This window comes from Neobacillus sp. B4I6 (assembly GCF_050434045.1).
In the GTDB taxonomy this organism is placed as follows: domain Bacteria; phylum Bacillota; class Bacilli; order Bacillales; family Cytobacillaceae; genus Neobacillus.
The window spans coordinates 1810444-1823506 of record NZ_JBNPWB010000002.1; the positions used below are offsets into that span (position 1 = coordinate 1810444).

Here is a 13063-nt window from a genome sequence, read left to right on the forward strand (position 1 = left end):
AACCAAAGGTATTTTTCTCCTTGTAGGTTAGGAATATGCAGAAAAGGCACCAAAGAAGTTTGGTGCCTGACACTCATTATTGTTTGACTATCAGACTTTGGTAGGTTGATGATGTCCTTACTTCGATGGTTAAGGTTCCCTTTTTATAGATGGATTTAATGATAAATGGGGCACCGGTGGTATTCTGAAATTGAAAGTCCGGTCCACCATAAGATACGGTTGCATCTCTGCCAGCAGGTACATACCCAACCGACAAGGAATGGTGATGTTTTTCAATATAACTAACACCTACCTGATCCACTGCATTGAACAGGGTTGATGACGTCTGGCAAATTCCTCCGCCGATACCGTCGACTAATTGCTTATTTACAATTTCCTTCGCCTTTTGATATCCGTGGGCAGCATCACTTGGACCTACAGTGGTATTAAATGAGAAAATATCTCCCGCTCCGACAATGATATTATTAATGGCCTGTGCCGACAGCTGAATATTCTTTGAACGGCCTACAACTCCGCTATTAAATCTCGTTGTAAAGCTTGCCACGACAACTTCCCCTAACTGGTCAACATCCTCAGGCTTATAACCGCTCTCGGTCACATATAAAGGTAGTTCAATATCTCCACCCGTTGCCGATGCTGTTATGACCTTTTCAACTAACTCTGATTCCTCTAAGATAATTCTTGGTTTGCCTTTAATGATTCGACCATTGGAGCCAATCTTATCAAGAACCATTCGTTGGTCATATCCTTTGGTACTTTCCGTCCCTCTTGCTAAATCCTTTGCCCATTTTTCAAGTTCTTTTTTATAGGTTTCATTATCGGTTCCAAAACCCATTTCCACCGGTAAAAAGGTTTCCAAAATAGCATTTGTATTCGGATCAATGACATTTACCGTAATTGGTTTTGGTTTTTCTTCATTCTGTGGTTCTGGTGGTGTTTTATTGGGCTTTTGTTGTCCTGGTTCAGATACTTTTTCTTCAACTTTCTTTACTGTATTCGTTTTTTCTGTACATCCGGCAATAAGTATTAAGCTACAGATTAATAAAATTGATACTAGCCACGAACTCTTTGTCATTTCCCCCAACCTCTTATCCTTTATTTTCATGCAGTAAATGCTGACCTCCAACGAAGTACATTCATTCTTGGATTTTATTCCCGTTTGCATGTCAATATGACTTATAAGTATTGATTAATATGCAAAAAGCCCCTTAGGTTAGGTGTAAGGAGCTTGATCAGTGAAGATATATGATTTTTTTGATCTGTAAATTATCTTTCGCTGCTTTTCATCATTGGTTGAACCACTTTTGGTTCCGAATATGTGCGTTCATTTTTCTTATAGGCGTGCCAATATGCGAGTGCGATAAAGACAGATCCGCCAACCGCATTGCCTAGAAAGACAGGGATAAAATTTTCAATATATCCTAGCCAAGTAAAATGGCCGGCAAATATCGCTGCAGGAATCACAAACATATTCGCTACAACGTGTTGGAATCCGATTGCGACAAATGCCATCGTTGGAAACCAAATACCCGCAATTTTTCCGACCATATCGTTTGCTCCATAACAAAGCCACACTGCCGCTGCCACCAGCCAATTACAGCCAATCCCCGAAACGAATGCTTGGAGAAAGGTTGCTTCTAATTTATGGTCAGCAATACTAATCGTTCTTTCCAAGAAGGTGCCTGATTCGGTAAGTCCAACCAGATGTCCAAAAAAGTATGCTACAAAAATGGCCCCGATAAAGTTACTAACCGTAACAAGAAACCAGTTATAGAAAACCTGTCTAGTGCTAATCTTGTTCGCCATTCGAGCTAGAGGCACAGCCATCATATTTCCTGTTAATAGCTCACCACCTGCAAGCAAGGTGAGGATAAGGCCGATTGGGAAGACAGACGCACCAATCAAACTGCTTAACCCCTCTAAATTTCCTGTTAAAGTTGCTGTGACACGGATGAAAAGTAAATAACCTAAAGCAATGAAGGCACCTGCTTCAAAACCTAATATCAGGGTCTGTAAAGGAGGGTATTTTGATTTTTTTACTCCATTTTCAACGGTAATTTCCATGATTGTTTCGGGTTTACTATATCCCATATAATATACTCCTTTTTAATTGAACCATTTAGTATGTGAAATGTTTAACATACTTCTATTTTATAACAAATTCTTTTAAAATCCTGTGAATATTTCTTTAACTATTTTAGAGCGCTTACATTTACCTTTGGAATCTTGCTTTTATATTCAAAATATCTTACTTCCCTTACTTAATAGAGGTATACTGATTCCAAGGTGTTATGGTAAAGAGTATAGAAATACACAGGAGTTACGAACGGAGACGAATGGTCTGATAAATCAGTATGTTAGTCGGTATCCCAAACCCGACCCATTTTGCTACACTTTTTAAAAAATAACCAGCGATACTCCATCAGAGTATCGCCAAATGATCGAAAGGAATAAAGAATGGAGGTTTATACAATGGAAAAGAAAATTTATTGGAGTTTGTTTATATATGGTCCATGGAAAATGTATCTCGCAGCAACGGTAGATGGACTTTGTTATGTTGGGTCCAATCATAAGGGCTTCGAAGAACTGGTGACTTGGGTTCAAAGAAAACTCCCGCATCACCTTTTGGAGCGTGATGATAGAAAATTACAACCTTTTGTAGACGAATTCACCGAATATTTTCAAGAAAAGCTCACGTCTTTTACCTTTCCAATCGATTTTCACGGGACTCCCTTTCAACAATCTGTTTGGAACGTATTAAATGAAATTCCCTATGGATGTACACATACTTACTCAGAAATCGCGGAACTCCTGCAGAAACCTAAATCAGTACGTGCCGTTGCCGCTGCAATTGGGGCAAACCCGATATTAATTACTGTTCCTTGTCATCGTGTGGTTGGTAAGAACGGAAAGTTAACTGGTTTTCGCGGAGGTTTAGATATGAAGGAAAAACTGTTAGATTTGGAAAAAGAACCCTCCACTTTGAAAGGTGTAATCACACATGTTAAATAAACCAAAAAAGGCAGAGAGAAGTCTCTGCCTTAAGGCTGTCGAGAAACTTTCGACAGCCTCTTATTTTCTACAATAACTTTAACCATTCACCGCGTATTTTATTATAATATTATTAATATATAGGCTTTGCAACATGTCTGTTGATTTGCGCTCCAGGCACTTCGCTTTCCGCGGGCGTTCCGGGGAGCCTCCTCGGCGCTGAAGCGCCTGCGGGGTCTCCCCTGCCCCGTACTCCCGCAGGAGTCTGCGTGCCTTCCGCGCAAATCAACAGAGCTGTAAAATCAATAATACACTGCTCTTAACACAACCAAACAATAAAAAATTAAGTGGTGAAATCTATGTTTAAACCAAGAGTATCTACCCAAAGTGAATATGAATTTGTTTCTATTGATGAATTGGTTCCTGACAATCACCTTTTTCGTTTAATCGATAAATATATTGATCTTTCATTCCTTCTTGAAAAGGTACGTCCTTATTATAGTGATGATAACGGACGCCCTTCCGATCCCACTATTCTATTTAAAATGATGTTTATTGGTTATATATATGGCATGCGATCCGAGCGACAATTACAAAGAGAAATTGAAATGAATGTTGCCTACCGCTGGTTTTTAGGCCTGAAATTTAAGGATCCTGTTCCACACCACTCAACGATTAGTTGGAATCGCCAACATCGTTTTAAAGGTACCGATATCTTTCAGGAAATATTTGATGAGATGGTTCTCCAGGCAATGAATCACAAAATGGTAGGTGGTCGTGTCTTATTTTCGGATTCTACTCATTTAAAGGCTAACGCTAATAAACATAAATTCACAAAACAAGAAATTGAAGTTGAGACTCGTGAATATTTTGATGAATTGAATAAAGCCGTAGAAGAGGACAGATTAGTTCACGGAAAAAAGCAGGAAATGTTTTGTTATCTCGATCACCGGACTACTGATATGAAATTTAACATTATTACCGATGTATATGTTACTCCTGGAAATGTTCATATGATAAAGAACGAGATCTATACGTTTGTCCTAATAATCAAGAATTACCCTACAGTACAACAAACCGTGAGGGTTATAAAGAATATAAGTCTGATTCGAAGAAATGTGAAAACTCCCCACTTCTTTCCCAATGTACACGCTCCAAAAATAAGGTAAAAGTAGTGACACGTCATGTTTGGGAAGAGCACAAGGAAAAGGTAAGGGAAAATCGCTTATCTAAATCTGGAAAAATACTTTATAAATTTAGAAAGGAAAAAATTGAGCGAAGCTTCGCAGACTCAAAAGAGCTGCAGGGGCTTCGCTATTGCCGGTTACGGGGATTGAAGAAAGCAAGCGAACAGGCTCTCCTTACGGCAGCCTGCCAACATATGAAAAAGATTGCAACACAATTAGCAAGGCTAGAAAAAGTGTGTTGCAATTCTTTAGGTTGATTACCTCCCTGTTGATTTCCGCGGAAGGCACGCAGACTCCTGCGGGAGGACGGGGCTGGGGAGACCCCGCAGGCGCTAGCGCCGAGGAGGCTCCCCTGACAGCCCGCGGAAAGCGAAGTGCCTAGAGCGGAAATCAACAGGCCCATTAGCAGGTACAATGAATAATTAAATGCTGAGAATAAAAAATTGCCGAGAAAAATACCCTTTCTCGACAATCTGAGATCGTCGATAGACGATCTCTTTTTCTATTAAAGTAAGCAGGATAGTTGTCAGACTCCCCTGCCCTAATTTGGTACTAATAGAACAGTTCTAATCATATTCTTAAAAAAGAAAACTATTAAGAAGGAGGTAAAGTTAGTTGATAAAAATTAAGGTTAGTTTACGGCCCATGGTAAGTAAGATAAATTTACCCACTGTTTTGAAATCAACTATACTTCCGGGTGACTCAATTGAAAGATTATTTATTGCAACCCAGGTAGGAGAGATCTTTTACATAGGAAACTCAAGTTTAAAGACTTTTTTAGATATTCGCCCGCGAGTCCTAAAACTAGGTGTTTCTGGTGGTGGATATGATGAACGGGGATTGCTAGGGCTAGCGTTTCATCCCGAATTTTATTATAACGGTCTGTTTTATCTTCATTATTCAGTAGCTGGAACACAAGGTCCAGGTGCTCTTCCTGAACCTTTTAATCCTAACCCGTGTGATCCCAGCACTTTAAACCTAAGGTGGATAAATAGAGAAACTCAATATGATCATATTGATACAGTTGAAGAATGGATCTTACAATCGAATGGTCAACCTCAAAGACGACGGAGTTTACTTAACTTAAGAAGACCATTTTTAAATCATAATGGTGTCAATAGCTTAAACTTTTCACCTGAAATAGGAAAACTTGTTTTAACAACCGGAGATGGTGGATCAGGCTATGATCCATTTAATTTAAGCCAGAACGATATGGAAATCGCCGGTAAAATCATTGAAATTGATGTAGGTAAGAATACATTTATCAACAATCCACCTGTAGTCACACGTTTTAATGAACTTCCTGCAACTATTCAGGAAACGCTCACGGTAATGGCCAAAGGGGTTCGTAATATACCAGGCATTTCATTTCAAAAGTTTAATAAACAGTATATCAAATATGTGGGAAATGTCGGACAGGATTTGGTAGAGTCGATTTTTTCATTCGTTCATTATAAACCAATTCCGGTTACTCAGCTGATTCAAGCTTCTTTAAGAAACACCGAACCTGACCAAGAGGGATTTATTAACTTTGGCTGGCGAGGGTGGGAAGGTGCTTTTCCTACGTCAATTAAAAGGGGCTGTTCTGCAAATCCGACTTTAGATGAGAAAACAATTGCTTATTACAATGAAGCTATAAACACTTCCTCGAAACGTCTTCATCCTCTAACTAGTTATTTTCATAAAGATCCCCGCCCCGATAAGTTTGGAGGAACGGCACTTACAGGAGTGCAAGCCTTTATGGGGAATGGAATCCCCAATTTAACGGGAAGTGTTGTGTTTACCGACCTTTCCCGTGTTGAAGAATCTCGACCTCCAGTTAGAGGGGTTTTAGCTTATAGCAGGGTTAGAACAGATGGTAAACAAAATGATTTTAGTGTGATTGAAACCGATTATAATTTTGGGTCTCAATCAGCTTATTATGTTACTTTGGGAACGAATCTGGATCAAACTAGACTATATTTAGGGGTTTATGGTTCTATGAAAGTGACTGATTTTAACCAAGGTACTATTTTTGAAATTGTACCATCTACTACATTTTAAATGCAGATGTATATGGTACAACTGATATTGTTTTTGAACTAACCTGTCATTTATTTGAAACGTAAAAGAACAATGGGACTGCTGTTTCAGCAGTCCCATTGTTCTTTTATGCGTAAACCCATTCGTTTGTAACTTTTAAACTTCCACAAATAATACACAAACCCCTTCTTCCATTAAACTTCACCGGACAATAACACATCTCCACCATACTCTACTTCTTTATCAAAACGTTCTGTATCTAATCCATCCAAAATATCCTCTAATTCTGTAAGAAAATTTAGTTGTACAGGTGCAGGGATTTGCTCCATCCACTTTTTTATTTGAGGTAACTCCTCAGCCTCATCTATTCGTTGGTTTTGGATGAAGTGTTGCCCACCATTTCTTCAATTCATCGATAAATTCATAAAAGTAGCGTTCAAATCTTTCTGCCCCTTCTGCCCCTTCATCACCAGAAGTCTTTTGCATCATACTCCAGGCTTCCATCGCTGTTTCGAAGTACTCATCAATCATCTTCATGTATATCACCTTTCTACATACGGTAGTTTTGTCTTTTTATGAACTCTGTTCAAATTCTAATTTAATTGTCTTAAGAATGATGACGATTGTCCATACCACTGTTGTCTTATAACAATATAATAAATTGTACTTATCAGTTTATTCAAGTAAAACTGGTAAAGCTAAATCCTTCAATAAAAAACCGCCAAAGATAGGATGACAAAGCTTATGCAAACCATTGTATTTATTGAAACTAACAAATCCGGATCCAGTAGAGAAGCAATAAAAGCTGCAGAGAGACTCGGATATTTTACGGTGTTATTAACCAATAGGCAAAAATACATTCACCAAAGAACAGAATTTCCCGAAGTCCATCAAATGATTTTAGTAGAATTATCCAATAATGGTGAAATAAAAAAAACCCTCAGCAAACTACAAAGACAAGGTAAACGAATAAAAGGCATTTTGAGTTTTGTACATTCTTACGTTCATGTAGCAGCCGCCTTATCAGAAGAATTTTGTTCAAGTGTAGTCTCTACTGATTCAATATTAAAAATGGAAAATAAAGTTTTAACTCGTGAGCTTCTCAAAGGACACCCAAATTCTCCTTATTATGCCCTTTATAAACCAGATGATTTTTCCTTAGAGAATTTTATTGGTCAAGCCAATAACTATTTACCTCTTATTGTAAAGTCTCCCACATCTGCCGGCTCAAAAGATGTCCATTTGGCAAATAACGAGAATCAGTTAAGGCTGGCATTACAAGAATTACTAAAAAAAAATGAACAGATTTTATTGGAAGAGTATCTAATAGGACCCCAATATTTAATTGAAGTTTTAGTACACAATGGAAAAGTTCATATTGTCGCGATAATCGAACAACAGATTACTTTTTTACAACGATTTATCGTAACCGGATATTGTTTACTAACAGATGTCAATCAAAGGACATACAATAGTATCCTTGAGACAGTAAGTTCCATCTTAAAGGCTTTTCAAATGAAAAACGGTGCCTGTCACCTTGAAATGCGTTTAGTAAATGGAGTTTGGAAATTAATTGAAATTAACCCGAGAATCTCAGGTGGAGCGATGAATCGAATCATTGAAGTCGGATTTGGGATTAATTTAGTAGAGGAAACCATTCAATTAATGTTAGGAAATGAGCCTTGCCTTACTAAAAAACACAGGAAGTATGTATATGCACATTATTTAACAGTTGATTCTAAAGGAAAATTAATGAAGGTAACGGGGAAAGAACGGGTCTCTCAATATCCCGGTGTAGAAGAGGTGTATATAAAACCCCGACAAGGACAGATAGTACGTCCGCCTTTATCAATGGGAGACCGTTGCGGATACATTTTGGCATCCTCAGAGAATAAATTCGAAGCGAAAAGAATTGCTATGGAAGCAGCTAGCGAAGTACGTTTCTTCCTTGACCCAATTTAAAAATTTCAAGTGACAAATAATGAGTATGATCTATAAAAACAGAGGTTTTAAGAGATTAGATGAGCTATTAATGAATGAACAAAAATTCTAGTCTTTTTATTAGAAAAAGAATGTGGAGAGGTGGAAAAGAAGTAAAATGACGTTAATTGGCATGCTTCATCATCGCAGTGATCCAAGTAATGTAAAGAAAGCATATGCTTATGCCGCTGTAGCAAAAGCAGAAGGTGTAACCTTTTTTTACTTTACCCTAGGGAAGGTGAATATAAAACAGCAAAAGATTTTAGGAAAAGCCTATGAAAATGGACAATGGATTGAAAAGGAATTTCCTTTCCCTGATGTCATTTATAATGCAAGTTATGTTGCAAGTGAGAAAGCTAAACAAATCTTTGATTATTTGTTTGATAGGATTCCGTTTACAAGTCATTCAATTGGGGACAAATTATCGGTATATAACAGAATTAAAAAGGCAAATAAATTTAATCATTACCTTATACCTTTTTATGAATTAACTGACGTTCAGATTTTTTTTGACATGATCCGTCGTTATAAAAAAGTGATTATCAAACCGTTAACGGGGCATCAAGGAGGGGGCGTTGTTTTTATTGAAAAATATGGGGCAAATCATTACAAAATGAATGATGCAGGCCTAGTATTAACCTTAAATGAAAAACAATTGTTAGACTTGTTATCCCTTAAAATACAAGAACAAGATTACGTAGTTCAACAGTTTATTACAAGTCAAACAAAATCTGGTCATGTTTTTGATTTCCGGTTGCATGTACAAAAAAATGGAGAAGGAAAATGGGTTATTACTTCTATTTATCCACGGATCGGGCGTTTAGGGACCATCACATCTAATATGAAGAGTGGTGGTTATAGTACTTACCTGGATATTTTTTTAAAAACAGAGTTTGGTAACTCCTGGTATGATATTCAAAGGTATCTTGAACAGTTTGCGATAAGTTTCTCAAATCATTTTGATTCTTTATATGACAGTGAATTGGACGAATTAGGAATTGACGTCGGAATTGATGCCAACCAAAAACTATGGCTTTTTGAAGTAAATTGGAGACCAGGCCCACCTAATATTTATAATCTTGAATTGGATGTAGCCAAAAATACGATTTTGTATGCTAAATATTTAGCTGATACAAACGGGAAATAAACTAAAGCCAGATTAGCCAGTTATTACAGGTTTTCATCATGGAACAAATATTTAATCCCCAAAAGGGAGCTTGCCGCTCATGAACAGACCTTCAATTGTGGACAATTGAGTTGCCGTTCATTAAAGGAAAGCTGCCTTTTTATGAGAAAAGTTTCTACCATTTTAACTTCTTAAATATTCGATGACATCATCGAAGTCTGAGTCATCCCCGCCCGTTTTGAAATAAACAATGTCATTTGGGATTAAAAATGAATCAAAAAACCTCTTTATTTCATCTGCATCTGAAAAATGATAAACATTATGCGGATTTACTCCTGCCTCTATAGCTGGCTTTTCAAAATCTCTTGCAATAAACCCTTTGGTGATGAGAATATCGACCCCCGAGGCACCGATTAGATGTCCTGCCTTTTCGTATTCTTCATCTGCATATTTTCCCAGTGCTGCCATTCTTCCCAGAACAGCAATTTTTCTTTGGGATGGCAATGCAATCCTGCTTAATGTTTCTAAGCCTTTTCTTAAGGAAGCAGGATTTGACTTCCAAGTATCATCCACCAACGTAATTTGATTTCGTCCTTCGATGATTTGAAAATGGGATCTCATGTGTTGATAAGAAGATAATCTCTTTATAGCATAGTGAATATCCACTCCTAAGATTGAAGCGGCTGCTAATGAAGCGGCTGCATTATATACACTATGCTCACCAAGACCCGGTATATATCCTTTAAATTTACTTTGCTTATATTCCATCCAAAAAGTCATGCCAGATGAATGATATTGATACTCCTTAATCCTAAAAATAGCATCCTTGTTTTTTCCGAACGTTATAATCTCTCCCATAAATTTTGAAGTATCAATGGTGGAAAGATAGGGGTCGTCCGAATTTAGGATGAGAATTCCTTTATTGTTCATACCTTGCATTATTTTTGCCTTTTCTGCTAGATAATGATCAAATGATCGAATTTTATCCGTATGATCCACATCAATCATTGTCATTATCCCAATCGTTGGGTAAAAATACTTACAGGACTCCGTCATATCCCCTTTTGAAGATACGGCTGTTTCAAATACTGCTACATCCGTATCTTTATCAATTCCCATTAAATAAGGAAGGTTGTTACAATTGGCATTCTTGCTTGATATTGTTGCCTGCACCTTGTGTGTTTCTTCCAAAATGTGTTTTAGCATTTCTTTCGTAGTAGACTTTCCACATGTCCCAGTAATGGCGACTACAGGAATGTTAAACAGATGCCTGTAATACGAAGTAAATTTAAAGAAACTGTCTTTGAGATCCTTTACCATAATGATTTGATTAGGATTTAATCTTTCCATATGAGAAAATGGTGTATCGGTAACGATGAATACATTTTTGTATTTCTGTATAGATTCAACAGGCACCGCTCTATTGTTCCAACGAAAAAATAACGTATGACTCCTAATTTCAAATCTGTTATAAGTGACGTTCTTGATTCGTATCCCTTTTTGCTTTTCATTAGGTTGAATGTTCATTGCAGTTAAAATGTTCTCCAATAATAATGTCTTCAAAATGTCCCTCCTGAAGTACCTTTTTTGAAAAAAGCCTTTCCCCCCATAATACGGTTCTTTATGGTAGTAGTGATTGAATCACTTTTAAATTCAAAAGCTAATGTATCATATGACGTGTCCCCTATTGCAGGTGTGTGATAATTACCAAACAATGCTTTATTTTCCGCTGTATTCACCTGAGAATTTGAAATGGAAAAGTTTCACTTAATTTCTGGATCGTCCCTAAACCTGGGCATTTTTCACTAATTGTAAAAGGGACTTTTAATACTTAAATATATTTAGCCGTTATAAAATTTAATAATAAAGCCTGGATCGATAATTACTTAGTAATCATTGTTACAGAATTTATTCATTTGAAACATACGAAAAAAGCCAAGGCTTTCTTGAGAAAGCGCTTGGCTGCTTGTTAATCTCTTGATTCACTTAGATAAAAATCAATGGTATTTCCTTCGGAGCATATGGCAGAGTCATGCCAGCTTTTTTACAAACTACTTTAGGTACCACACTTTTCAATCTGAGAAACAAGATTGAACGCTTGTTTCATACTTTGAAAGACAAGGGATTGGAATGCCCTCGCATGTTTGGATATAACCATTATCGCTTTCATGTCCAACTTGTCTTACTTACGATCCAATACCCTTTAACTCCTGTCGGTTCATATACTTTTATTTTTAGCTAACGCTCATGTTTGTCAGTTAATGGCGATGATATTTTTACTATTATGGAGAGGGAACCGAATGGTAAACGTGGTTCCTTTTCCTTTTTGGCTTTGGACGGTGATTTTTCCATGAAGCGAGTCGATAATGCGATAGCTCACCATGAGTCCTATACCGGTTCCTTTTTCTTTCAGGGAATAAAATGGTTGTCCAAGACGTTTCACTTCGTCTTCATCCATCCCCACTCCCTCATCTTGGATTTGGATCATCACATGCTGTGACTCCTGTTTCACGCAAATGGAAACCGCACCACCTTGAGGCATCGCTTCGATGCCATTTTTGATGATATTGAGGAAGGCTTGTTTCATTTTTGGGGGATGACCCAATATCGCACACTCTTGCTCCGGAAGTCGGACGTCTATGCTTACTTTTCGTTCTAAAGCATAGGAGTAGAGAATCTTGACAACTGTTTGTATTTTTTGGCAAACATCGACGGACTCTTTCGTATCCGCTTCTGGCTTGGCAAGCGAAAGATATTCGGTAATGACGTCATTCGTTCGATCCACTTCTTCTATACAAATTTGAACATACCTTTTATACGTCTCTGAAATTGGCGATTGTAGAAGTAACTGGAGAAATCCTCGATTGGTCTGCATGGGATTTCGAACTTCATGAGCAAAGGAACTGGCCAATTCTCCGAGTATCTTATATTTTTCCGCCTGTTGAGCTTCCATGTGTAACTGGGCATTTTCCCTTAAGGTTTCAATCAAAAAGACGGTTACGATAGTGGCAACACATATCGCTAAAATTTCCTGAAGTGTGTGGTTAAAAAAATCGATCTCTTGAAAATCCACGAGGATGAAGATTAAGGACATCCCCGATGTTATCATCCAAGCCAGTTTCATTCGACCTGCTCGATCCTGTTGGATGAAACGTGGATATGCTAAAAAAAACATGGGTAAGAAGAAAAGGACTTCGTATGCCGTTGAATAAAAACCTGCCCCCCCGAAATACCAACGATACAACAATAAGATGATCGTGAGAACAATACCTGTTGCGTATCCACCCCCATAAAATATACCTATCATAAGAGCTACAAACCGTAGGTCATTTCGCTCGTTTACATCCGAATAGATCGGGAAGGACATGCACAATACTAACGTAATCGTTGCCAAGAAACTGAAAATTAATTTTTGACGTTTCGTTTCGATGAATTGATGACGATTGGTTAAATACATAGAATAAAAAAAGACAGGGATCAAAATAATCATAACTTGTAAGAGCAAGTTTTTAGTATGTTCCATACAGTTTACCTCATTGTTAGGCTCATTCTAGTATAAAAGAAAACCGAATATAAAAATAGAAGAAAAAAATGGGTTCTGGTGCAAAAACTCAAAACAATCGCAATTAATCTTTAAAGCTTGGACATACTGATACTATTACTCTAAAAAAGGGGTATGATCAGTATGGGGTACTGACGGCATTTCGCGGATTTTATACGCTAAGACAAATAATGTAAATTGGTACGCCCAATACTT

Annotated in this window: 10 protein-coding genes and 1 pseudogene; 5 read left to right on the plus strand and 6 right to left on the minus strand. The window is 37.4% G+C overall.

Translation table 11 applies throughout. From position 1 onward, the window contains the following. Positions 1–76 precede the first annotated feature (76 nt). Positions 77–1075, minus strand: a complete 999-nt coding sequence (locus QF028_RS11025; RefSeq protein WP_429465348.1) for a VanW family protein — start codon at positions 1073–1075, stop codon at positions 77–79. Between the two features lie 191 nt (positions 1076–1266). Continuing rightward, the gene (locus QF028_RS11030; protein ID WP_429465350.1) at positions 1267–2091 is read right to left on the minus strand and encodes a formate/nitrite transporter family protein; all 825 of its coding nucleotides are present in this window, start codon (positions 2089–2091) and stop codon (positions 1267–1269) included. 381 nt (positions 2092–2472) lie between these two features. Between QF028_RS11030 and QF028_RS11035 the strand changes: the two genes are divergently transcribed. From QF028_RS11035 to QF028_RS11045, 3 genes and pseudogenes are all read left to right on the plus strand, one after another. After that, positions 2473–3012, plus strand: coding sequence for a methylated-DNA--[protein]-cysteine S-methyltransferase (locus QF028_RS11035; protein ID WP_429465352.1), 540 nt, complete (start codon positions 2473–2475; stop codon positions 3010–3012). A gap of 338 nt (positions 3013–3350) precedes the next feature. Next, positions 3351–4435, plus strand: a pseudogene (locus QF028_RS11040) (transposase). Positions 4436–4793: 358 nt separating this feature from the next. Beyond that, positions 4794–6221, plus strand: a complete 1428-nt coding sequence (locus QF028_RS11045; protein WP_429465354.1) for a PQQ-dependent sugar dehydrogenase — start codon at positions 4794–4796, stop codon at positions 6219–6221. A 173-nt stretch (positions 6222–6394) separates the two neighbouring features. Here QF028_RS11045 and QF028_RS11050 read toward each other — a convergent pair whose 3' ends face one another. Continuing rightward, positions 6395–6529 (minus strand): hypothetical protein, encoded by a 135-nt coding sequence (locus QF028_RS11050; protein WP_429465356.1) that lies wholly within the window; start codon positions 6527–6529, stop codon positions 6395–6397. A 31-nt stretch (positions 6530–6560) separates the two neighbouring features. After that, complete coding sequence (locus QF028_RS11055; protein WP_429465358.1) at positions 6561–6737, minus strand: hypothetical protein; 177 nt, start codon at positions 6735–6737, stop codon at positions 6561–6563. 207 nt (positions 6738–6944) lie between these two features. On the opposite strand from QF028_RS11055, the gene QF028_RS11060 reads away from it, so the two are divergent. Together QF028_RS11060 and QF028_RS11065 are read left to right on the plus strand one after the other, a co-directional pair. After that, complete coding sequence (locus tag QF028_RS11060; protein ID WP_429465360.1) at positions 6945–8162, plus strand: ATP-grasp domain-containing protein; 1218 nt, start codon at positions 6945–6947, stop codon at positions 8160–8162. A gap of 136 nt (positions 8163–8298) precedes the next feature. Continuing rightward, positions 8299–9327, plus strand: a complete 1029-nt coding sequence (locus QF028_RS11065) for a YheC/YheD family protein (protein WP_429465362.1) — start codon at positions 8299–8301, stop codon at positions 9325–9327. A 162-nt stretch (positions 9328–9489) separates the two neighbouring features. Here the strand turns inward: QF028_RS11065 and QF028_RS11070 are convergent, their stop codons facing one another. Further along, positions 9490–10869, minus strand: coding sequence for a Mur ligase family protein (locus QF028_RS11070; RefSeq protein ID WP_429465364.1), 1380 nt, complete (start codon positions 10867–10869; stop codon positions 9490–9492). Positions 10870–11560: 691 nt separating this feature from the next. Continuing rightward, positions 11561–12829 (minus strand): ATP-binding protein, encoded by a 1269-nt coding sequence (locus QF028_RS11075; protein WP_429465366.1) that lies wholly within the window; start codon positions 12827–12829, stop codon positions 11561–11563. Positions 12830–13063: the final 234 nt, after the last annotated feature.

Coding starts and splice junctions, on each gene's coding strand:
- QF028_RS11030 (WP_429465350.1), bottom strand. CDS start 2,091: ATGGGATATAGTAAACCCGAAACAATCATGGAAATTACCGTTGAAAAT.
- QF028_RS11025 (WP_429465348.1), bottom strand. CDS start 1,075: ATGACAAAGAGTTCGTGGCTAGTATCAATTTTATTAATCTGTAGCTTA.
- QF028_RS11050 (WP_429465356.1), bottom strand. CDS start 6,529: ATGGAGCAAATCCCTGCACCTGTACAACTAAATTTTCTTACAGAATTA.
- QF028_RS11055 (WP_429465358.1), bottom strand. CDS start 6,737: ATGAAGATGATTGATGAGTACTTCGAAACAGCGATGGAAGCCTGGAGT.
- QF028_RS11060 (WP_429465360.1), top strand. CDS start 6,945: ATGCAAACCATTGTATTTATTGAAACTAACAAATCCGGATCCAGTAGA.
- QF028_RS11075 (WP_429465366.1), bottom strand. CDS start 12,829: ATGGAACATACTAAAAACTTGCTCTTACAAGTTATGATTATTTTGATC.
- QF028_RS11065 (WP_429465362.1), top strand. CDS start 8,299: ATGACGTTAATTGGCATGCTTCATCATCGCAGTGATCCAAGTAATGTA.
- QF028_RS11035 (WP_429465352.1), top strand. CDS start 2,473: ATGGAAAAGAAAATTTATTGGAGTTTGTTTATATATGGTCCATGGAAA.